At 44.5% G+C, this 20,735-nt stretch carries 36 protein-coding genes; all 36 read left to right on the plus strand.

The features are described from left to right. Nucleotides 1-6 precede the first annotated feature (6 nt). The 36 genes from ACZM6M_RS02440 (at nucleotide 7) to ACZM6M_RS02615 (ending at nucleotide 20,735) form a co-directional block, all read left to right on the plus strand. On the plus strand, nucleotides 7-681 hold the full coding sequence (locus tag ACZM6M_RS02440; protein WP_173850628.1) for a hypothetical protein: 675 nt from the start codon (nucleotides 7-9) through the stop codon (nucleotides 679-681). A gap of 113 nt (nucleotides 682-794) precedes the next feature. Further along, nucleotides 795-2,045, plus strand: a complete 1,251-nt coding sequence (locus tag ACZM6M_RS02445) for an RNA-dependent RNA polymerase family protein (protein ID WP_173850626.1) — start codon at nucleotides 795-797, stop codon at nucleotides 2,043-2,045. Further along, nucleotides 1,964-2,281 (plus strand): hypothetical protein, encoded by a 318-nt coding sequence (locus tag ACZM6M_RS02450; RefSeq protein WP_173850624.1) that lies wholly within the window; start codon nucleotides 1,964-1,966, stop codon nucleotides 2,279-2,281. Before ACZM6M_RS02445 ends, ACZM6M_RS02450 begins: the two co-directional genes overlap by 82 nt. Nucleotides 2,282-2,293: 12 nt before the next feature. Then, on the plus strand, nucleotides 2,294-2,470 hold the full coding sequence (locus tag ACZM6M_RS02455; protein ID WP_173850622.1) for an XkdX family protein: 177 nt from the start codon (nucleotides 2,294-2,296) through the stop codon (nucleotides 2,468-2,470). Then, on the plus strand, nucleotides 2,467-2,745 hold the full coding sequence (locus ACZM6M_RS02460) for a hypothetical protein (RefSeq protein ID WP_173850620.1): 279 nt from the start codon (nucleotides 2,467-2,469) through the stop codon (nucleotides 2,743-2,745). Before ACZM6M_RS02455 ends, ACZM6M_RS02460 begins: the two co-directional genes overlap by 4 nt. Beyond that, complete coding sequence (locus ACZM6M_RS02465) at nucleotides 2,732-3,193, plus strand: hypothetical protein (RefSeq protein ID WP_173850618.1); 462 nt, start codon at nucleotides 2,732-2,734, stop codon at nucleotides 3,191-3,193. The genes ACZM6M_RS02460 and ACZM6M_RS02465 overlap by 14 nt, the downstream gene beginning before the upstream one ends. A gap of 16 nt (nucleotides 3,194-3,209) precedes the next feature. Next, nucleotides 3,210-3,431, plus strand: a complete 222-nt coding sequence (locus tag ACZM6M_RS02470; protein ID WP_012742918.1) for a hypothetical protein — start codon at nucleotides 3,210-3,212, stop codon at nucleotides 3,429-3,431. 66 nt (nucleotides 3,432-3,497) lie between these two features. Continuing rightward, nucleotides 3,498-4,202, plus strand: coding sequence for an endolysin-like domain-containing protein (locus ACZM6M_RS02475; RefSeq protein WP_173850617.1), 705 nt, complete (start codon nucleotides 3,498-3,500; stop codon nucleotides 4,200-4,202). Nucleotides 4,203-4,272: 70 nt separating this feature from the next. Continuing rightward, nucleotides 4,273-5,337 carry a GH25 family lysozyme gene (locus tag ACZM6M_RS02480; RefSeq protein WP_489489588.1) on the plus strand — a complete coding sequence of 355 codons (1,065 nt, stop codon included), beginning with the start codon at nucleotides 4,273-4,275 and terminating at the stop codon, nucleotides 5,335-5,337. Nucleotides 5,338-5,357: 20 nt separating this feature from the next. Beyond that, nucleotides 5,358-5,531 carry a hypothetical protein gene (locus ACZM6M_RS02485; protein WP_012742915.1) on the plus strand — a complete coding sequence of 58 codons (174 nt, stop codon included), beginning with the start codon at nucleotides 5,358-5,360 and terminating at the stop codon, nucleotides 5,529-5,531. Between the two features lie 614 nt (nucleotides 5,532-6,145). After that, entirely contained in the window at nucleotides 6,146-6,424 is a 279-nt protein-coding gene (locus ACZM6M_RS02490; protein ID WP_173850597.1) for a hypothetical protein, read from the plus strand. 81 nt (nucleotides 6,425-6,505) lie between these two features. Then, complete coding sequence (locus tag ACZM6M_RS02495; protein WP_012742897.1) at nucleotides 6,506-6,784, plus strand: hypothetical protein; 279 nt, start codon at nucleotides 6,506-6,508, stop codon at nucleotides 6,782-6,784. 13 nt (nucleotides 6,785-6,797) lie between these two features. Continuing rightward, nucleotides 6,798-7,232, plus strand: coding sequence for a hypothetical protein (locus tag ACZM6M_RS02500; protein ID WP_489489590.1), 435 nt, complete (start codon nucleotides 6,798-6,800; stop codon nucleotides 7,230-7,232). Nucleotide 7,233: 1 nt separating this feature from the next. After that, complete coding sequence (locus tag ACZM6M_RS02505) at nucleotides 7,234-7,563, plus strand: DUF4313 domain-containing protein (protein WP_012742895.1); 330 nt, start codon at nucleotides 7,234-7,236, stop codon at nucleotides 7,561-7,563. Further along, entirely contained in the window at nucleotides 7,563-8,486 is a 924-nt protein-coding gene (locus tag ACZM6M_RS02510; RefSeq protein WP_012742894.1) for a DUF8626 domain-containing protein, read from the plus strand. The genes ACZM6M_RS02505 and ACZM6M_RS02510 overlap by 1 nt, the downstream gene beginning before the upstream one ends. Nucleotides 8,487-8,488: 2 nt before the next feature. Beyond that, nucleotides 8,489-8,713 carry a hypothetical protein gene (locus ACZM6M_RS02515; RefSeq protein ID WP_012742893.1) on the plus strand — a complete coding sequence of 75 codons (225 nt, stop codon included), beginning with the start codon at nucleotides 8,489-8,491 and terminating at the stop codon, nucleotides 8,711-8,713. Beyond that, on the plus strand, nucleotides 8,710-8,901 hold the full coding sequence (locus tag ACZM6M_RS02520; RefSeq protein ID WP_012742892.1) for a hypothetical protein: 192 nt from the start codon (nucleotides 8,710-8,712) through the stop codon (nucleotides 8,899-8,901). The genes ACZM6M_RS02515 and ACZM6M_RS02520 overlap by 4 nt, the downstream gene beginning before the upstream one ends. Then, nucleotides 8,901-9,134 carry a hypothetical protein gene (locus tag ACZM6M_RS02525; protein WP_489489593.1) on the plus strand — a complete coding sequence of 78 codons (234 nt, stop codon included), beginning with the start codon at nucleotides 8,901-8,903 and terminating at the stop codon, nucleotides 9,132-9,134. The genes ACZM6M_RS02520 and ACZM6M_RS02525 overlap by 1 nt, the downstream gene beginning before the upstream one ends. Next, entirely contained in the window at nucleotides 9,124-9,819 is a 696-nt protein-coding gene (locus ACZM6M_RS02530; protein WP_012742890.1) for a hypothetical protein, read from the plus strand. The genes ACZM6M_RS02525 and ACZM6M_RS02530 overlap by 11 nt, the downstream gene beginning before the upstream one ends. Before the next feature lie 5 nt (nucleotides 9,820-9,824). Further along, the gene (locus ACZM6M_RS02535; protein WP_012742889.1) at nucleotides 9,825-10,079 is read left to right on the plus strand and encodes a hypothetical protein; all 255 of its coding nucleotides are present in this window, start codon (nucleotides 9,825-9,827) and stop codon (nucleotides 10,077-10,079) included. A 93-nt stretch (nucleotides 10,080-10,172) separates the two neighbouring features. Continuing rightward, nucleotides 10,173-11,525, plus strand: coding sequence for a ParB/RepB/Spo0J family partition protein (locus ACZM6M_RS02540; RefSeq protein ID WP_489489595.1), 1,353 nt, complete (start codon nucleotides 10,173-10,175; stop codon nucleotides 11,523-11,525). Nucleotide 11,526: 1 nt separating this feature from the next. Next, nucleotides 11,527-12,006 (plus strand): type II toxin-antitoxin system PemK/MazF family toxin, encoded by a 480-nt coding sequence (locus tag ACZM6M_RS02545; RefSeq protein WP_012742887.1) that lies wholly within the window; start codon nucleotides 11,527-11,529, stop codon nucleotides 12,004-12,006. 14 nt (nucleotides 12,007-12,020) lie between these two features. Then, nucleotides 12,021-13,070: a phosphoadenosine phosphosulfate reductase family protein gene (locus tag ACZM6M_RS02550; protein WP_012742886.1), complete on the plus strand. Its 1,050-nt coding sequence runs from the start codon at nucleotides 12,021-12,023 to the stop codon at nucleotides 13,068-13,070. Beyond that, a complete protein-coding gene (locus tag ACZM6M_RS02555; RefSeq protein WP_489489597.1) occupies nucleotides 13,063-13,896 on the plus strand; it encodes a hypothetical protein in 834 nt (277 codons plus the stop codon). Before ACZM6M_RS02550 ends, ACZM6M_RS02555 begins: the two co-directional genes overlap by 8 nt. After that, entirely contained in the window at nucleotides 13,890-14,237 is a 348-nt protein-coding gene (locus ACZM6M_RS02560) for an ASCH domain-containing protein (protein ID WP_489489598.1), read from the plus strand. The genes ACZM6M_RS02555 and ACZM6M_RS02560 overlap by 7 nt, the downstream gene beginning before the upstream one ends. After that, nucleotides 14,234-14,620 carry a hypothetical protein gene (locus tag ACZM6M_RS02565; protein ID WP_118488049.1) on the plus strand — a complete coding sequence of 129 codons (387 nt, stop codon included), beginning with the start codon at nucleotides 14,234-14,236 and terminating at the stop codon, nucleotides 14,618-14,620. The genes ACZM6M_RS02560 and ACZM6M_RS02565 overlap by 4 nt, the downstream gene beginning before the upstream one ends. A 14-nt stretch (nucleotides 14,621-14,634) precedes the next feature. Further along, nucleotides 14,635-15,057, plus strand: coding sequence for a single-stranded DNA-binding protein (locus ACZM6M_RS02570; protein ID WP_489489599.1), 423 nt, complete (start codon nucleotides 14,635-14,637; stop codon nucleotides 15,055-15,057). Between the two features lie 17 nt (nucleotides 15,058-15,074). Beyond that, nucleotides 15,075-15,299 (plus strand): hypothetical protein, encoded by a 225-nt coding sequence (locus ACZM6M_RS02575; RefSeq protein ID WP_117502517.1) that lies wholly within the window; start codon nucleotides 15,075-15,077, stop codon nucleotides 15,297-15,299. Between the two features lie 2 nt (nucleotides 15,300-15,301). Beyond that, the gene (locus ACZM6M_RS02580) at nucleotides 15,302-15,541 is read left to right on the plus strand and encodes a hypothetical protein (RefSeq protein WP_489489600.1); all 240 of its coding nucleotides are present in this window, start codon (nucleotides 15,302-15,304) and stop codon (nucleotides 15,539-15,541) included. A gap of 7 nt (nucleotides 15,542-15,548) precedes the next feature. Beyond that, on the plus strand, nucleotides 15,549-15,788 hold the full coding sequence (locus ACZM6M_RS02585; protein ID WP_012742880.1) for a hypothetical protein: 240 nt from the start codon (nucleotides 15,549-15,551) through the stop codon (nucleotides 15,786-15,788). Between the two features lie 496 nt (nucleotides 15,789-16,284). After that, nucleotides 16,285-16,863, plus strand: coding sequence for a type III toxin-antitoxin system ToxN/AbiQ family toxin (locus tag ACZM6M_RS02590; RefSeq protein ID WP_418926365.1), 579 nt, complete (start codon nucleotides 16,285-16,287; stop codon nucleotides 16,861-16,863). A gap of 370 nt (nucleotides 16,864-17,233) precedes the next feature. Then, entirely contained in the window at nucleotides 17,234-17,614 is a 381-nt protein-coding gene (locus ACZM6M_RS02595) for an Asp23/Gls24 family envelope stress response protein (protein ID WP_066546722.1), read from the plus strand. Nucleotides 17,615-17,783: 169 nt separating this feature from the next. Next, a complete protein-coding gene (nusB, locus tag ACZM6M_RS02600; RefSeq protein ID WP_296038757.1) occupies nucleotides 17,784-18,302 on the plus strand; it encodes a transcription antitermination factor NusB in 519 nt (172 codons plus the stop codon). A 21-nt stretch (nucleotides 18,303-18,323) separates the two neighbouring features. After that, nucleotides 18,324-19,589, plus strand: coding sequence for an exodeoxyribonuclease VII large subunit (gene xseA, locus ACZM6M_RS02605; RefSeq protein ID WP_489489601.1), 1,266 nt, complete (start codon nucleotides 18,324-18,326; stop codon nucleotides 19,587-19,589). Between the two features lie 20 nt (nucleotides 19,590-19,609). Next, nucleotides 19,610-19,831: an exodeoxyribonuclease VII small subunit gene (gene xseB, locus ACZM6M_RS02610; RefSeq protein WP_066550643.1), complete on the plus strand. Its 222-nt coding sequence runs from the start codon at nucleotides 19,610-19,612 to the stop codon at nucleotides 19,829-19,831. After that, a complete protein-coding gene (locus ACZM6M_RS02615; RefSeq protein WP_066546735.1) occupies nucleotides 19,824-20,735 on the plus strand; it encodes a polyprenyl synthetase family protein in 912 nt (303 codons plus the stop codon). Before xseB ends, ACZM6M_RS02615 begins: the two co-directional genes overlap by 8 nt.

Here is a 20,735-nt window from a genome sequence, read left to right on the forward strand (position 1 = left end):
TAGAAAATGTCAGATGTAAAATACAGTAAAAGAAAGAAGTCAAGGTTAGAAGCACAGCACATGGCATACGCCATTCGCAAAAGGATAACAGTTGAACTAATGGCATCTTTTGCTTTGAGTCAAAAGAGAATAGAGGCTTACGTGGAATCTGCGACCAAAGGAATTGCGGATATTTCCGAAAGAGAAGTAACTGCGAAATTGCTGAGAGAGCTGACAATGGATAGAAATGTGTGGTTTATCACGAAGGAAAGAGATACCGTGCTGGATTTATGCCAGGGTATTTCGAGGCAACTCCGCATGGGAAATACAGTCTTTCCGGAATATTATTCGGAATTTATCGAAAGGAGACTTCAACTGGATAGAGCGATGGAATATTGCAATGCACTGCAGGATGAACTACAGTTTATTGCTGAAACGATACCTTGCGATAAGAACAAGTATATGAATATCGTGTTGGAACTTAACAAGCTATACAATTATATAAAATCGCTCAGAGCGTCTGACAATAAATTCCTTCCCAAAATTAAAAAGAATGAGGGTAACTTCTGTTCAGACTGCTCTTCGGTGGTCTCGGCCGCCTACTTCGCCAATGTCAACAGCAATGGCAATGCGAACTACAACAACGCTTCCAATGTCAACGGCGTCCGCCCGGATTTCACAAACCCACACGACAGGACATAGATTTTCTAGTGGGTCAATGCGAAAGGAGAGGTTATCCGTGAGCCAGTGATGGCTCTTAATACTGGCCTTGATGCTCCTGGTTACGACTTGGAGCTATATACGAGGTTTTATCAATGAATCTGTTTGAAGATGCCAATTATTTATACGATGCCGGCACAAAGGCAATGAATGGCAGTAAGTGGAAATACTCAACGCAACTATTTGAAATAAATCATTTGCTAGAAACAGCTGTTTTACAGAAAAAATTGACAGAAAAGGACTACCACCCAGGGCGGGGACAAAAGTTCAAAATTTGCGAAAGAGGAAAACCGAGGTATATCACAAGCAGTGATATGGTAGACAAAACTGTTTATCATACGCTGTCAGACGATGTTCTCGGACCGGCACTAAAGCCATATATCATACAAGAAAATACCGCCAGTCAGAAGGGAAAAGGTGTGGCGATGTTCCGTAGACAGTTGGAAAATGATCTCCGCAGGTATTACAGGGTTCACGGAACAAACAAAGGGTATATCCTGCTTACTGACTTCTCCGGTTATTATCCGAATATGAACCACGACATATGCAAAAAGCAATTATCCGAATTTTTGGATAAAAGCAAACTAGATGCGGAGACGATTACAACAGCCAAGTTTATAATAGACGGACTGTTTAAGACGTTCGAGACAGATGTATCGCGGTTTTCGGATGATGAAATTGAAAAAATGTACTATACAAAGATCGACCCGATGATGAATTGCGGGGTCGATCCCAAATTACTGACCGGTGAAAAAATGCTGAGAAAGGGGGTGGATATAGGCACACAGCCGTCGCAGGATATAGGCATCATACATCCGTATAAGATAGATAACTGCGCAAAGATTGTCTTTAGCATAGAAGGCTATGGAAGATATACGGATGATATAAGAGCTATTTCCGAAAGTAAGGAACGGCTCGAAAATTTGCTGGAAGCTATCAAAAAGTTAGCTGATGAAATAGGCTTGATACTAAACATGAGAAAGACAAGGATTGCCAGGATAGACAAGCCGTTCAGAATACTGCAGATTCAGTATTGGCTAACTGATACCGGAAGAGTGGTTAAGAAAATTAACCCAAAATCTGTTACAAGAGAACGGAAAAAGCTAAAGGCATATAAGAGGCAATTAGACTTGGGAAAAATTGATTTTGCAACAGTTGAAAACAGCTTCAAGTCGTGGATTGCCAGTAACTATAAAATCATGTCAAGACTGCAGATTGACAATATGTTTAAGCTATATTACAGCCTATTCGGAAGGAGGATAACATGGAAAAAGAAACATTCAAGATTACGCTGGCTGATGGAACAAGCATTGAAGGACTTACCCAAAACGGAAACAACTTCATAAGCGAGACAGAAATCGACGAGACAATCTTCGAGGACAACTGCTCCCCGATGACAGTCGAAAGTTCCGGAGGAAATGTAACCACATACGAGAATGGTGCATTTATCCAGCAGACGCATTACGAAGGCGTAGATGGATATTATCTCGCCTTTAGAGAAAAAACTGCAGAGGAAATCAAAATGGAAACGATGCAGTCTCAGATCGATTATCTCAGTATGATGACTGGAATTGAAATTTAGGAGGTAGCAAGCATGGCAAAAACAAAGCATAGTCCAAAGTATTCGGTTGTAAAGAAATATTACAACACATATAAGCCGGATGGGACAAGATTGTGGACCGACGAAATGGTCCATAACGCTGTTGACAAGGGATGGATAACAGCAGCGGAGTTTGAAGAAATCACTGGTGAGAAGTTTGAGACAACATGATACCCTACGCAGAATTTTACAACTATGACCGCCTGGAAAGTGCGGCCGTAGAGTTAGGCTTGCTCAATACCGAGGCAGACGAAGAGGATCTGCTGAACCTGCATAATCATTTGGTATGGCATCTGTACCGGTTCGATAAGGACCTACGTGCGGATGCCATTCTTTATGCAGTAATAGAGGCCATTTTGGGTGAAAAGGCGGCAGATATTACGGATGTACCGTGGGAACTGCGGTGCGTTTGGGAAGGAGGTAAAAGAGCCAATGTCTTTGAATGAAATTCTTGCAAGCGGTGGAGCCCTACTGCTGTTCTTGACGCTGGTGCAGATCACACCCATCAAGGTAAATCCGTGGTCTGCAGTTGGAAAGATTATCGGAAACGGCATGAGAGTCATCGGAAAGTCGATGAACAAGGATGTTATGGATAAGCTGGAATCAGTGCAGAAAGAGTTAAAAGAACTGGGAGAAAAGCACAACAAGCTCGAAAGGCGCATGGATAAAGATGATGCGGACGGATGCCGTACAAGAATCCTGCGATTTGCCGACGAGTTGAGAAGGGATGTCAAACATTCCGAAGAGTTTTTCAATCAGATTTTAGATGATATTTCGGACTATGAGCGTTATTGCACAGAGCATCCGGAATATAAGAACAGCAAAGCAGTAAATGCCATTGCCGAGATAGACAAAGTTTATCAGAAGTGCATGGAAAAAAATTCATTTTTATAACAGGAGGTAAAGGAACATGAAGAAAATTGATTGGGTTAGAAAACTCACAAGCAGAAAGTTGTGGACTGCGGTAGCGTCATTCGTATCTATGATGATCCTGGCTACTGGCGGCACAGACAACACGGCAACACAGGTTACAGCACTCATTATGGCGGGAGCGTCAGTAGTGGCGTACATCATCGGCGAAGGCTTGACTGACTCAGCCAACATCGGCTCCAACAGTGAGGATGAGGAGTAATCTGAGAACATATCGTAAGCACAGGGCGGTCGAAAGACTGCCCTATTTTTGTTAGGAGGAAGAACCATGAGTTTAGTAGTTGGAAGCGCAAGAATTGACGAGAGCGGTCACATTTCCGGAGGAAAACCAGGAGATCAGACTGGAAACGAGGTATCAACCCAGGCGTATTACGTCCATTCAAAAGGCTGGTACTGTCTGAGGCCGAAGAGCATCACAGTAGCAAATGCCATTGCGGAAGCTATGCTGCAGGGATGCAGAAACAACAATATCGGATATTGCCAGGGGCACAGAAGCAATGTAATCGAACAGCTGAGAAAAGCCGGAAAGCTCGCAAAGATTTCTGCAAAAACAGAGGCAGACTGCAGTTCACTCGTGAGAGCGTGCTGCATCCAGGCTGGCTTTGATCCGGGAAATTTCAACACAGCGTCCGAGGTTTCGGCATTAAAAGCAACAGGACAGTTTATGGAACCGATTGCGGTAACTTCCAAAACTGAACTGTTCAACGGCGATGTGCTTGTCACAAAGACCAAAGGACACACGGTGGTTGTTGTTTCCGGAAATCCGAGACGTGGAAACGCCTATTACCCTAAGTATGAAGGGGCATCGGGTTCCATCATTACGGCGCTTGCCGCAGTGGGCGAGAAAGACACATCGAAGGCGCACCGGGCCAAGATCGCAGCCGCAAATGGAATTACAAATTACGCATATACCGCAGCGCAGAACACCAAGATGGTTAATCTTCTCAAAAAAGGAAAGTTAATCAAAGCGTAAGTTCTGAAAAGGTATCACATCGGGGTGGCTGAAAAGCTGCCCCTTATTTTGATTTAAGGAGGAGTTTTCTATGGAAAAACTATTTGGTATTGATATTTCACACTGGCAGGGAGATATGAGCATCGAGCAGGCCAGGAACGAAAGAGGAGTGAGATTTGCTATCATTAAAGTTGCAGGAGCAGATGATGGCAAGTACAAGGATAGCAAGTTTGAAAATTACTATGCACAGTGTAAGGCTATCGGACTTCCGGTAGGTGCATACTATTACGGCAATGCAAAGTCTGTTGCGGAGGCGGAACAGGAGGCAGATCATTTTCTGTCCGTCATTGCCGGAAAGCAGTTTGAATATCCTATCTACTACGACGTAGAAGGTAAGATGCTGAACAATAGCAGAGATGTTCTTACGGATATTGTGATTGCGTTCTGCGACAAGTGCGAGAAGGCTGGATATTTTGTCGGAGTATATACATCTGATTCACATTTCCAGGCGCACGTAGACGATGATCGCCTGCAGAGGTTCACTCATTGGGTGGCGAGATATTCTTCAAATGAGCCAGCAACAGGTCACGATATTTGGCAGTACGGAGGAGAGTATAACTACATTGCTGATAAGACGATCTGCGGAAGAACTGTTGATCAAGATTTTTGCTATCGTGATTTTGAGACAGAAATCAAGAAGGCAGGTCTCAATGGATTCTCTGCCAGCACAGGAGATGAAGCTAAGGAGCCGGAGATTTCAGAGCCGGAAGGCAGCACACTCGACCTACTTTACAGAACGATGAAGGACGAGTTCGGCGGGGGCGACGCAAGAAAGGCAGCTCTCGGTAGCAGATACAATGAAGTGCAGGATGTAATCAATCACATCGACAAAGCATCCGTGCAGGAACTTGTAGATGAGGTGTGGGCCGGTAAGTATGGTGACGATGAAGTGAGAAGGACTGTTCTTGGCAGTAGATGGCAGGAGGTCCAGGACGTAATCAACGCCGGAAACAAAAAGTATTACACCATTAAGAGCGGAGATACGCTTTCCGGTATTGCGGCGAAGTATGAAACTACGGTCAATGCGATTGCTCAACTCAATGGCATTGAGAATCCGAACCTTATTATCGCAGGAGACACCATCAGAGTAAAATAACAGGAGGAAACGGTGGCATTATGAAAAACTATATCGGCGTGAAAATTGTAAAAGCTGAGCCGAAGGAGAAGAACGGAGTACCTGGGTACGCCGTGAAATATCCGGATGGTTATGTATCATGGAGTCCGAAGGAAACCTTTGAAAAGGCATACCGGGAACTGGACTGCCAGGATTTCATCAACTCAGCAGAGTAAGTAAGAGAGCCTATGATCCGCAGGGGTTGTAGGCTCTTTTTTTATTGCAGAAAAGCGGAACAAGACCGCAGGTAAAATCAATATACAAAATAACCAAAATAAGACCGGGTATTTTGACGAAAAGTTCCCGAGACACGATAGGCGATTTTAGTACCTATCCTATGCCTAAAGACTAAAAGCCAGTATTGAACCGTGTACGAAGTCATAGTTCTATATGTTTTCAGAGGTGTAATTATCCACATTATCCACACGCATTTGTGGATAAAATACGCTTTTGAGAGTACGCAAATGAGCATATATTATTCTATCTCTAATATCTATTATCTAATCTCTAATATCTAGTAAAGAATCCTTGTAGAAACCATAGAAGAAATCATGTAAGAAATCTTACAACACACCAAGCAACCATGCGGGTTTGCAACCCTCGCAAATGAAAATGCAGAGCAATACACTAGTTGGCGTTGATGATCCGGAAATTGCAGAAGTTGTCGCAAGTGCGAAAATTATTTGGTAAAAACTCGGAAAACAGAAGTATATCTATTGACAAATACGCAGTTGCGAAGTATAATATATACATAATCAAACAACAAATAAAACACACGGAGGTAGTGGTTATGTATAACAGAGAAGATTATAGAGAAGCACTGGAAGAAAGAGAGAAATGCGACCTGCATTCAGATGAATGGAGATTTTGCCAGGCAAAAGTTCAGAGCATTGCAACAGCTATGGTAGCTGCAGGAAATAACTGGATGGTGGGTGAAATCATCGACGAGCTTTACAGTCTGAGTGACTGCGGTTGCGAACTTACCGACGAGGCAGTTCGATTTGACCTTTGGATTCTTGAAAGCAACGGCCTCGAAGAGAAGGCTGAGGAAATGAAAAAAATGTTCTAGGTAAAATTTTTTACCTGTACAACTCGCAAATGAGTGTTTCACGTGAAACACAGTTCGCAAATTTGAAAGGAGCGTATTTGTATGAAGGAAGTATTGAAGAAGTTAAGAGATTTAGAGGCTGAAATGGAAGAAGCCGAGAACCAGTCAGAGTATTGGATGGAAGAAGAACACCTGGATATGGAAAAGTCAAACAGCTACGAGGCTGAGGCAGACAGATTGTACCAGGAAGTGTATAAGATGCACAACCAGGTGGCAGATTTCATCGTAAGCCTCACTTCCGGTCAGATTGACAAAGTGACAGCAATGTTGATGATGCGTCAGAGAAGATCAGACGTAGAGAGAATTTTAGAGATGGCGTAGGAGGACAACAGATATGATGAAATCAGAGTTTATCGAGAGAACAGGGTTTGAGCCGACTGAGGCAGAATACAGAGAAATTGAAGTAGAGTACATGGGATGCGACATCGACAAAGACGAGTTCTGCAAGACATGGAAAAAGCAAGGTGGCATTCAGAGACTGATGAGACTCCGTGCGAGAAGAATCGAGGAACTCGAGGCAGAGCTTGCAAAAGAGAAGAATGACTACGACAGAATGGATGCTCAGTATTGCACCAAGATTAATGAACTTAAAAAGCAGATTTCAGATGATGGACTGGCTCTTAATAGCATGAATGCTCAGATGGGATTGATGAGAAATAAGGCTGCGGGAGAAATTGAGGAATTACTCAAGAGAGCGACCGAGGCAGAAAGAAAACTGGCAATCCTCAAAGAGGCATTCGATATCATCACAGGAAAGGAGACGAAGTAATATGGCATTATTAGAGGTTAGGACAGAGTGGGCGGTGTATAAAGATTGCTTCCTGCAGGTGGCAAGATACCAGGCAGATAACAGCAGAGCAATCGAGATATGGAACAACGAGGAAGGACCTATCGCAAGAATCACGGTATACATTGCAGGAAGCGGACTTGCAGAGGACGAGACAGTGATCGACACGAATAATTGCCCTTGGGCGATGGAGCTTATCAAGCAACATGGTTTCGGGCAGGCTACCGGCAGAATGGTAAGAAGCGGTTACTGCACATATCCGGTAGTAAAGCTGGACATTGAGAAAATCGGTGAGTATTTGGAGGTGGCGTAATGGAAAGAGTGTATTTCAGCATCAATGAGGCCGGAGCAAAAACGGCAAACGATATGATGTCATTCAGCGAGTATAAGACCGGGAGCAAGACTGCTGGTTACAAGGCACAGGTCGATAAGGCATACGAGCTGGCAGAGAAGGTAATCGAGGCAAGACCGACCGAAGAAGAAAGAGTGTCGAAGCTCTGCGAGAGATATTCAAGACGACTGGCTCAGAACATCAACAAGGATATTCAGATCGGCATGATGTGTCCGTCGGTAATGATTTCCGGAGCAGGAAACTTCCCGGTCAAAAAGAAGGAAAAGCAGGTAGCGGCATGGGATAAGAACCATGAGGACTATAAAGAGGTTGAGGCAATCCTTGGAAAGATTGAGGCAATTTTTTATGGCAAGGACGTTATCAAGTCTGATGATGAGAACGCAATCGAGAAGCTGCAGGATAAGGTTGACGGATTGAGAGAGGACCAGGAGAGAATGAAGCAGGCCAACAAAGCAATCCGTATGAAGGACAAAGAAAAAGGCGATGCAACGCTGCATGACATGGGATATACAGACGAACAGATCGCCCAGCTGAGAGAACCGGACTTCTGCGGAAGAATCGGTTTTCCGGACTATATGCTGGCGAACAACAACGCCAATATCCGAAGATTGGAAGGAAGAATCAAGAGCCTGCAGAAAACGAAGTCCCAGGGAACACAGGAGAGCGAGAATAAGTTTTTCAAGGTCAAGGAGAATGTGGAGGCTATGAGAATCCAGCTGTTCTTTGAAGGAAAGCCGGAACCGGAGGTAAGAGATATTCTGAAAAGCAATGGGTTCAGATGGGCACCGTCGGTAGGTGCATGGCAGAGACAGCTCAACAATAATGGAAAATATGCGGTAGAGAGAGTTATCAGAGAGCTGGAAGAAATGGAGGCGGCAGAGTGAACATGAAGTTAGAACCGAGAAAGGCTACAGATCGAGGTGGCTGGTTGTGCATGCCACTGGTAATAAACGGACCGGAGGGAAAACCTGGTTGGAAAAAGGTACGTTGCCCGGAATGCGGGACACTCTGCTGGCAGAGACCGGAGGACGCAGGAGTTGTTAAGGCATCACACCTTGACGGTGCGGTATGTACTAAGTGCGCATTAAGAAAGGCGGGTGATGTAGTGTGACATTACGAGAGGCAAGCAAAGGAGTAGTTAAATCCGGAGGAGGAACCTATAACATTGGCTTCAACGGTGGAGACGAGACGCAGTTTGACGCTCAGAACCTCAAAGAATTGCAGGAGTGCTGGTCGGAGTTCTGTAAGGATGAAAAAATCAGTCCTGGATGCGTTGATTACGTGGAAAGGGTGAGTTAGTGGAAATTCTGACAAGAGCCATAGCAAATGAATACAGAGACAGAGCGTTGCTCCTGCCGTCTAACGGAATGCAGGACATTGAAGAAAGAAGAAAGTTGCGGGAAGAACTGCAGGCCAGGTGCAATCTAACAGAGCTGCAGGCGGTGAATATCATAAATGGCTTTCATATCCCGGACTATGTGAGAATCGCAGAAGTGAGAGCAGCAAAGGAGGCAGAAGAACATGAGAATTGAGAAAGAAGGATTTGTGTTACACCTGGAAGGAACATGGTGCGAAATCTCAAATAAGTACGCTGTTTTGGAAAGCGGAGATGTAGCAGTAAATGAAGAGGACATTCCTGCAGGGTTTGCAGAAAAGAAACTGGATCGCTATATCGAAACGCACAAGATCAGAGGATATGGAAAGGTTGACGGATGCGTAAAGAGAGTTGCGTGCGACGAAAGAACGAAGGAGTACATTCAGTTGCAGGCAGTAAAGCTGGACGATGATACATATATGGTGCAGGAGTTTGACAACGAGCTGGTATTTATGGGCGAGTTATGGAGCGGATGCAAATATCCGGACGAAGTGATTGACTGGATGAAGAGTAACTATGAGATTGAAAGTTGTCTGACCGCAGAGGTGTACCGTAGCAGTTTGGGAGATTGCACGAATAACGGCATATCTTCCTACGCAAGAGAGCTGTATATCCTGGATACACAGAAAGGTCCTTTTGAACCGGACGACATCAGACAGTGCGTGTATATCGAAAAGCGTGAGGTTATGGGCCAGGAGTACGTTGACTGTAAGCCTGCATACTGCCGGAAACGTTGGTATATGGCAGGCGGCAATATTCTTTACACATCGGACAGCAGATTCAAACAGATTACCGGGATCAGCTACCCGATTGCTATTCACGACAGATACGAAGGGAGGTAGGAGATATGGTAATTGTCGGGTACTACGCACATGGCAATAAGCACTATGTAGCTTTCAAGGACGAGACAGATGCGAAGGACAGATTTATGATTACGGACGGATTCCACGACAGACCGGTTACGGAAAGAAACCAGGGAAAGTATGAAGGGTACGTGAAAATCGACAAAACAGAGTGCAATATCAAGAAGATTATCGGCCGTATTCGAGGCACAAGACCATGGCATCCGCTTCTGAGATTGCTGCAGAAGGAAGTAGGGTAAATTTTTTTACCATAAAAGCTCGCAAATGTGAGCGTTGGAAAATATAAAATTCGCAATATGCGGTATTGGCTAAGAGATTAAGGAGGACAGGCAATGGAAGTTAAAGGAATCGTAACTATTGGATTGGAGCATATCCACCCACACCCGGACAATCCGAGAAAAGATCTCGGAGATTTGACAGAGCTGGCAGAGTCCATTAAGAAGAATGGAATTATGCAGAATTTGACGGTAATTCCGAAAGAAGGAGAACCGGGAGAATACATCACAATCATCGGTCACAGACGAAGTGCGGCGGCTAAGCTGGCAGGCGTTACAGAGGCACCCTGCAGGGTTGTAGAAGGCATGACAGACAAAGAGCAGATGTCAACGATGCTGGAAGAAAATATGCAGCGTAATGATCTGACGATTTGGGAACAGGCCCAGGGATTTCAGATGATGCTTGACTTGGGAGAAACAGAGGACACAATCGCTGAAAAGACCGGCTTTAGTAAGAAAACAATCAGACACCGCTTGAATATCGCAAAACTGGATTCCAAGACGCTGATGGAGAAAGAGAGACAGGACGGCTACCAGCTGTCGCTTACGGATTTGTACGAGCTGGAAAAGATCAAGGACGTAAAGACCAGGGACAAGATTTTGAAGGATTCCACAGATTCGAGAGATTTGGCAAGAAGAGCAATCAACGCTCAGAAGGAGCAGAAACGCCAGGAAAACATGAAGTTGTACGTGGCAATGATGAAGAAACTGGGATTAAAGAAAGCTCCGAAGGAAGCGGACAGTGAGCTTTACACGGATAAGTGGGAACGCATGAAGGACTACAGCCTCGACAAGGAGCCGCCTAAGACAATGAAGTTCGAGGACGATGGCGAGCCGATGTTCTACCTGGAAAGATATGGAACATTGTACGTGATCCGTAAGAAAAAGAAGGAAAAGAAGGTGCTTACGCCGGAAGAGGAAGCCAAAAAGCAGAATATGCGGAATAAGAAACAGATCAAGGCAATTCTGAAAGAAGCGGCCAATACGAGGAAGGCGTTCATTGAAGGTATTTTATCCGGAAGAATAAAAAAAGTCACAGACGAAAAGCAGGTTGAAGCGGACCTTTTCGAGCAGATGATGGATTGGGAGACATTCACAGGTCATAACAAGCTGATTGAGTTCTTTGTGGGATGCGAGGTTTACAATGCGCCGGAAGAAGAAAAAGAAGCAGCACGTAAGAAAATGCAGGGACTCAGCGTACTGCAGAAACTTCTCTGCCTGGTATCCGCAATGGTCGCTGACGCAGATTTGGTTGAGTGGAATTACACATACAACACGGTCAAAGGTGAGAAGGTGAAGGCGTTCTACGGAATACTGGAACAGTACGGCTTCCAGTTTCCTAACGACGAAGAGAAGGGCGTGGTCGAAGGAACCAGCGATTTATATGTAAAGAAAGAAGGTGCAAAGTAGCATGAAGAGAGGACAGATTTACTACGTCAGAAGCAATTACAGAGAAGAGGGAAGTGAGCAGCGGGGGGGGCGCCCAGCAGTTATAGTATCAAACGATAAGAACAATGCGAACAGCAACACGGTCGAAGTGGTATATATGACGACCAAACCAAAGACTGACCTTCCGACTCATGTATATATTGAGTCAGCACTTAGACCATCAACACTCTTGTGCGAGCAGATTTCCACGGTTTCGGAGGAAAGAATTGGAGAGTGGATTGGAGAGCTGACAGAAAGTGAAGTGCAGGATTTGGACATTGCCCTGGCGGTTTCGTTAGGAATGAAGTGTGGGCCAGGGCAGTTAGATACGGACACATTAGAACATTTGAATAATCTGCAGGCGGAACTCGACAGAACCAAAGCCGAGCTGAGGGAAGCAAAGAGTGGTCCGGACTATAAGCTGTTATACGACCAGCTGATCGAGAAAATGCTCAGCAGATAGAAAGGAGACACGAGATGTACCTACTGGAAGAAGATTTGAAATTTCCAAAGGACAGTTTCAAAAGCATGAAGTACCAGCCGTATGAGATGAAGCCGTCATTCTCTATGGTAAGAGTATATCAGTGGTGGAATTATTGGTACGGAGAGGTTTACATATCATTCAGCGGCGGACTGGATAGTACAGTCTTGGCGTACATAGTGTGCCAAGCGTACAGAAAGTATAAATTGACCGGTAAAATTCCCTTGGTGTTTGCGGACACCGGGACGGAATTTCCGGAAATCAGAGAGTTTGTTAAGACATATACGAAATGGCTCAAAGAGCAGTTCCCGGAACTCGATATTGAGTTGGTAGTGATCCGGCCGAAGCATAGTTTTAAGTGGGTATGTGAAAACAAAGGATTTCCGATTACAAGCAAAGATACAGCAGGAAAGATTAGGAAACTGAGACATGGAAAGCTTAGCGAGAAATACAGAAACTACTTGCTCAACGGAGATAAGAGAGGAAAATTCGGAATGCTGGCGAAGAAGTGGCAGTATTTGACGGACACGGAACGGATGCCTGCAGACATTTCGGAGTATTGCTGCGAGGCACTAAAAAAAGAACCGTTCAAGAGGTATGTCAAGGAGACAGGCAGACAGCCATTTATCGGCATAACACAGGACGAGAGTTTCAGAAGAGAGAACCAGTACAACCACACGGGATGCAATGTGTACGACGGTCACACAATAAAGAGCCAACCTATGGGATTTTGGCCGAAGAATGAGGTTATCCAGTATGCGGTAGAGCAGCGCATTCCGATCTGCAGCGTGTATGGAACGCCATACCAGGACAAGAAAGGTAACTGGTACTTTACAGGAGAACAGAGAACCGGCTGTTGCGTGTGTGGCTTCGGGTGCCACTTAGAGCCGGTGCCAAACAGATTGCAGCGGTTGAGAACATCCGATAACGATAAGCACAGGAGAATGTGTGAGGGATGCCTGCAGATAAAAAATCACGGCATGACATATGAGCAGGCGTTGAATTACGCAGGAATACCAACGGAGGAGGTGCAGGAAGATGAATAGCAGGCCAGAGATCACGGTGATGTTGTCGCTCTCAATCCAGCGGCACATCTGCCCGAACAATGATCCGAGAATTTACTGGGCCAGGGAAGTGACTTTCGACTACGCCACTACGAATGCGGTGCGAGTGGATTTTATGAAATTCAAGCCGGTAAACAATACAGTGTCCGGCATAGAGAAGGGAGACTTCTACTGCTACGAGGTCAAGTCCTCAGTGGAGGATTTTCACTCAAAGAACGGTCACAACTTCCTGGGAGACTACAATTACTACGTGATGCCGGAGGAAGTGTACGAGCAGATCAAGAAAGAAATTCCATACCAGGTAGGCGTGTATGTTCCGGTCTGCAGCGAGAGACAGGAGGTGCCGGAATTGAAGCTGAGAAGATGTAATAAATATATGTTTCAGACAGTGAAGTGCAGTAAATACATGAGAAAAATTAACGATGGAAAATGTATAACGCTTCTGACTGGGGATGAAACAGAAAACGGAAAGCCTGCATACTTCTACACAGATTACTCAGAGAAAAAAGAGAAAGACAGATTTAGGGAGGTTCCGGCAGAAGATTGGGGCGGTGGAGACTTTATGAAAACATATTACGAACCGTCAGAAAAGGAGTTTGTTGGAATTATTATAGGCATGAAGATGATTGTGGTAAAAGCAGAATTGTTTTGCGACACAAATTATGGGTACGATGGCTCGGAAAAAGATTACATAGGAAGAGATGTAAAAGAGCAAATGAAAGTCGCTATAGTTGCCTATGGATGCAATAAAACAAGACTTGTACCAATGGATAGCTTTGAAATAATAAAGGAGGAAGATAAATGCTGATATTACCAATCAAGAAGAAGTGGTTTGATATGATTGCTTCCAGTGAAAAAACAGAAGAGTACAGAGAAATCAAGCCGTACTATGACAGCAGATTTATGAACGCTTTCGGTTTTATCCTGGTTGGAGGTCAGATGGTATATGGAGATGCAGCACCGGGAGAAATCCGGAAGCCATGGCCGGTACCGATAGTATTTAGAAATGGTTATTCCAAAGAATCTCCGGAAATCATCTGCAAATGCACATTACATTTTGGAAAAGGTAAGCCGGAATGGGGAGCTGAACCAGGAAAGATATACTACGTGTTAAAAATACAGGAAGTAGAGAGGAGGTGCGCAGTGTGAGTTCATTAAACACAGGGAAGAGGACGTGCAGACAATACGGCTGTATATGTGCAACGTGTCTGATGAGGAATACCGGAAGATATTATTGCACGACAAACTGTAATGATTGCAATCCGGATTTGCCTGCTAACAGGAGAGAGGATAAATGCGAGGAATACACAAGGAAACCCGATAATTACCCATGCCGGTGTTTACACAAAGATCACTATTGCATAGAGTGCATATTTTCTAAAATAAAAGGTAGATACGACATAACGAAAGCACAGGGCATGTGCAAACTGGGTGACTGGTTTCACAAAAATTGGATAACAACGGACGAAGCAAACGAGATGATAATGAGTTTACCCAAAGAAGAAAGAGAAAAATACATATTTGCAGAATGATATAGGAGGTAGCTATGAATAAAGTAATTTTGATGGGTCGCCTCACACGTGATCCGGAAGTTAGATATACTCAGGGAGAGCAGGCTATGGCAGTGGCGAGATACACCCTGGCAGTTGACAGAAGAGGAAAAAACCAGGAAAACTCAGCAGACTTCATCCAGTGCGTTGCATTCGGCAAGGCGGGAGAGTTCGCTGATAGATACCTGCATAAAGGGACAAAGATTGTGCTGACCGGCAGAATACAGACTGGAAGCTACACGAATAAAGAAGGCCAGCGTGTATATACGACAGACGTTGTAGCAGAGGACCAGGAATTTGCCGAGAGCAAAAACACCGAGGGCGGTGGCACATATAGCAATCAGCCAGCACCGGCACCACAGCAGAATGACGGTGGATTTATGAGCGTGGACGAGGACAGCGAATTGCCGTTCACATAATAGGAGGTATAGATGCAATGCAGGACAATATGAGCCAGGAAGATGTTGAGAAGGTAGAGGCATTCATACAAAACGAAGAACTATGTGATTTTTGCACGCTTAGCGAAGAATGTCCGAAAGGAATGAGGTGCTATGGCGGAGAACCGATAGAACCAGCCTGTACGGATTTAAGCGATCATTTTGTAGAGATGTGCATAGATAAAGAAGCAATATTAGAGTACCTGGAAGGATTGGAGGAATGATTGTGAAACAGTACACATTGAATCGTAAGACGTACAAGGACGTAAAGAAAATGGATCATCAGCAGATGGACCAGTTCTGTCAGAATTTATACAAGGCAGGCCATGCAGACGGAATGAAGGATGCGGAAGGATTGACAGAGAGTGAGGTTCGAGATGTGATCTTGGGCGTAAAAGGAATTGGGTCAAAGAAAGCAGAGGACATCGTGAAAGCTCTGACGAAAGCACAGAAAGAAAGGAGTTAATTGACAAATGGATAAGAGTAAGGTATATTTGGAAGTACCGGAGTTCACTGGCGAAAATGTTCCGGTAGCGGTTGCAGCAAGAGTGATGAAGAAAGACCAGCAGTTTATACGCCAGGGTATTATCCTTGGATTTTTGAAATTCGGAGTTGCATTCAAGAAAGAAGGAAGCAGCCAGTACGACTACTACATTTCCCCGATGAAATTTTGGGAAGAGACAGGGTTTGTATATGCCGGAGAAGAGTGCTAAAATTGCCGTGAGAAGCGCTCGCAAGTGCGAAAAATTGCTGGATAGGAAACACGCAGGTAACAAAAACGTCGATGCGTGCGATAAATAGGCGATTCACTGTTTCTGTTGAGGAAGCTGCAAAAGAAGGCAGATTCTAGTAAATAGCCGTATTTAGCGGTTTTTAGAAGTAATTAAGAGTAATTTGGGAGTGACTTTTTATGGCAAATAAGGGGTCACTCCTACACTATTTATACATTAATCCTATATGATATTCCTACATTTTGATGTGTGAATAATTGATTTACATAATATTGTCGTTTGACAAAAGTTATTGACTTTGCGCATATACTAATGTATATTAGAATTAGAAAAAGGGAAAATGTTAAAGAGGGTGTCCCACTACCCATTACAAAGGTGGAGCATTAAAGAAGGTGTCCCGCTACCTATATCCCAAAGGTGGAACATTAAAGCTTAGTGGAGAAGAGAAATCTTCTCCACTTTTTGACTAAGGAGAACTATGGCCGAATTTGAAAATTTTGGTTTCTATACTATTGATGCTGATTATTTGGAATATCTAAATAATAAGAATTCAGAAGTATATTATAATGCTTCTTATAGGTATGCGATAAAACCTTTTGTTGGTATTATCATAGACATGACAGAATGTAAATATTTTATTCCTTTAACATCGGCAAAGGAGAAACATAAGAAGTGGAAAAATAGTTGTGACGAACATTTTTTAATATATGAAGTGATAGATAAGTCTGTAAATATTTCGGGTGATGTATACAAAGAATATTCCAAAGATAAAAAAATGCATGTGTTGTCTGTCTTGGATATCAAAAAAATGATACCTGTTCCGGATGAGGCTTACAAAAGAATTATATTTGATGAGTTGGGCGATGAACGTTATCAGGACTTATTTGAAAAGGAATATGCTTTTTGCTTAACCATTAAGGATAAAATACTGACAAAAGCAGAAAAAATTTATAAGCATCAAAAAGAAACACAAAATATAAGGCGTACATACTGTGATTTTTCATGTTGTGAAAACGCAATGAGGGAATGGCTGAAAAACAGAAAAAATGAGACGTAATCAACATAGAAGTAGTTAGAAGTATTTAAGTGTAGATTATTTCTATTTTATTCCTACATTTTGCTGGAAGAAATGGCTTAAAATCAAGGTTTCCTGTTTCGATTGAGGAGGCTGCTAAGGAAGGCAAGTTCTAATAAAAAACCTTGGATTTACAGGGAAAAATGAACCTTTAAACAGAGAGGGGAATCGTCTTTTGACGGTTCCTCTTTTGTGGCTTTTGGGATATAGATGCGGTTTTGTCTACCATTTGGACTTCTTACGGGAGGAATTGTCGCCTATTCAAAGAGAAATCCCCCTATACAGATTTCCCACGATTTGTTATAATAAAGAGTAATAAAAATCAAGCTTCAGGAACAGGAGGTAAAGAGGATTGTCTGAGGAAAATCGCGGTACCCATAAATTATATGAAAAAGACAGGATCGGAGAGGTTCAGATCGCAGATGAGGTGGTAGCCATTATTGCAGGGCTGGCAGCTACAGAGGTTGAGGGAGTAGACTCTATGGCAGGCAATATTACCAATGAGCTGGTAGGAAAGCTTGGCATGAAGAATCTTAGCAAGGGAGTAAAGGTGGATGTGACAGAGAACCATGTATCTGTGGATCTTTCCTTAAATATCCGTTATGGCTTCAATATCCCTTCTGTCAGCGAGCAGGTGCAGGAAAAGGTCAGTGCTGCCATCGAAAATATGACGGGGCTTACAGTGCTGGATGTGAATATCCGGATTGCAGGCGTGAATATGGAAGAAAACTGACAGAAAGTTTAATGCGTTTGGGTGCTCAGGTCCGAATAAGGGTCTGCAGCACCTTTTGATATTTTTTATTGTGTTTATCCGGCGCCTTTGGTATAATCACAGTTAGCGGATCAGAATAGAGAAAGGAAAATGTATTCGAGAGCCCAGGCTTTTCGTACAAGCAGAAGATATGACCAGAAGAGAATTAAGAGAACACTGTTTTAAAATGCTGTTCTCCGCGGATTTTTATAAAACCACAGAGGAAGCAAAGGAGCAGATGTGGCAGTATTTCCAGTCTCCTCAGGAATATGAGACAAATGATGAGGGAAGCCTTACGATCCTTCATAAAGTAGAGCTTACAGATAAGGATATGGAATATCTGCAGACAAAAACAGGAAATATAGTAGATAAGATCCAGGAAATCGACAGCCGGATCGATGAGGTGGCTGCAGGCTGGAAGACAAGACGTATGGGAAAGGTGGAGCTTACTATTCTTCGTCTGGCCCTTTACGAGATGGACTATGATGATACGGTTCCTGCAAAGGTAGCGGTGAACGAGGCGGTGGAACTTGCTAAGAAGTTTGGAGGAAGTGACTCTCCGGCTTTTGTAAATGGTGTACTTGCAAAGTTTATCCGCAAAGAAGAGACAACGACAGAGACTGAACCGGCGAATGAGAAGACTGCGCAGGCTCAGGAAACAGAAGCGTAGGAAAGAAAGCAGAGGGAGCAGATGGCAAGTGTATTTACCGTATCCCAGGTGACCTCATATATCAAAAATATGTTTACCCAGGATTTTGCCCTGAACTGGATCTCCATCCGGGGCGAGGTTTCCAACTGTAAATACCATACCTCCGGTCATATATATTTTACGTTAAAGGACGGCGGCGCTCAGATTGCCGCCGTCATGTTTGCAGGCCAGAGAAAGGGACTTTCTTTTACACTGCAGGAGGGCCAGGAGGTAGTGGTAAAGGGAACGGTAGACGTATATGAACGGGACGGCCGCTATCAGCTCTATGCCAGAGAGATTACAAGAGAAGGAATCGGTGATCTTTTTGCCAGATATGAAAAGCTGCGCACGGAATTAGAAGAAATGGGGATGTTTGATTCCTGTTATAAGCGTCCCATTCCCAGATATGCCAGAACGATTGGAATCGTGACAGCCAGAACCGGAGCTGCCATCCGGGATATTATGAATATTGCGGCCAGACGCAATCCCTATGTACAGCTGGTGTTGTATCCTGCTCTGGTGCAGGGAGAGCAGGCCAAATACAGTATTGCAAAGGGAATCGAGACTCTGGACCGGATGGGACTGGATCTTCTGATCGTAGGCCGGGGCGGAGGTTCCATTGAGGATTTATGGGCTTTTAATGAGGAAATCGTAGCAAGAGCCATCTTTAACTGTACGACTCCGGTGATATCGGCTGTGGGCCATGAAACAGATGTTACCATTGCAGACTATGTGGCAGATTTAAGGGCGCCTACGCCTTCTGCGGCAGCAGAGCTGGCGGTTTTTGATCATCGCCAGTTTGAGGAACAGACAGCTCTTTATAAGCGGGTTTTGGAACGTTCCGTTTACCGCAGGATTGAAAAGGCGCGATTCCTTTTAGAGCAGTGCCGGATGCGTCTGCAGTTAAAGGATCCGGTCCGTATGGTGAATGATAAGAGGCAGAGGCTGGCTGATTTGGAGCAGGCGCTGCAGCGTAAGATGAAGGATCTGCTGGAAACGGAAAAAATTCGTTTAAAAGAGGACAGACTTGTTCTGGAACGTTTGACGCAAACCGCTGTTACAAAAGAAAAACACAGGCTGGCTTTGGCATCCAGCCGTTTAGACGGCCTTTCGCCTTTAAAAAAGCTGGGTGGGGGCTATGGCTTTATTCAGGATGAGAGGGGAAAGTGCCTGCGCTCCGCAGGCCAGGTAAAAGAAGGGGAAGAGATACGGATCTATGCCGCAGACGGCAGGATCGACGGGATCGTAAAAAGAGTGGAATATTCATAGCAGGAAAGGAAGGGATGACCGTGCCGCGAAAGAAAGCAGAGCCGCAGGAAGCTGCCAGCATCGAGGAAAATTTCGCCCGGCTGGAGGAAATTATAAAAAGGCTGGAAGCAGGAGAAGAGTCCTTAGAGGAGACCTTTGCGGGCTATGAAGCAGGCATGAAGCTTGTACAGTCCTTAAACGGACAGATTGATAAAGTAGAAAAACAGATTCAGATATTGAGCGAGGGTGAAGATAATGATTGATAATACAGCATTTAAAAAAGAACTGGAAGAGAGAGTAAAAGAGATAAATGCAGGCATTGCAGGGTATCTTCCAGAGGAAAAGGGCTGCCAGAAGACGATTTTTGAGGCCATGAACTACAGCATGAATGCAGGAGGAAAGAGGCTGCGCCCGCTGCTGATGCAGGAAGTGTGCCGTCTTTTTACAGGAGAGGTGTCTGAGATTGTAAAGCCCTTTATGGCTGCCATTGAGATGATCCACACCTCATCTCTGGTCCATGATGACCTGCCCTGTATGGATGATGATATGATCCGCAGAGGCAAAGCCAGTACCTGGGCAGAGTATGGCGAGGACATTGGCGTCCTTGCGGGAGATGCTCTGATGATGTACGCTTTTGAGACGGCATCCAAGGCCTTTGATGCGGCAGAGGATGCAGATGCGCTTTTGAGAGCCGGAAAGGCAATGGGGATCCTGGCAGCAAAGACGGGCGTTTACGGTATGATCGGAGGCCAGACGGTAGATGTAGAGCTGGCAGGAGGTCCCGTTCCCAAGGATAAGCTGGATTTTATCTACCGCTTAAAGACGGGAGCCCTGCTTCAGGCAGCGATGCTCATAGGAGCTGTTCTTGGAGGAGCCGCAGATGAGGACTGTAAGATTGTAGAGGATCTGGCTGGAAAGGTAGGACTTGCTTTCCAGATTCAGGATGACATTCTGGATGTGACCGGAGATGCCTCTGTCACCGGAAAAGCGGCAGGAAGCGACGAGAAGAACCAGAAGACCACTTATGTAACTTTAGAAGGGCTTTCAAAGGCCAGGAAAGAGGTAGAGGCTCTTTCAGCAGCCGCTATTGGGGATCTGGATAAGCTTCCCGGAAATAATGAATTTCTGGAGCAACTGATCCGCCTTCTGGTAAACAGAGAGAGATAA

It is taken from the genome of Enterocloster sp. (assembly GCF_057861365.1).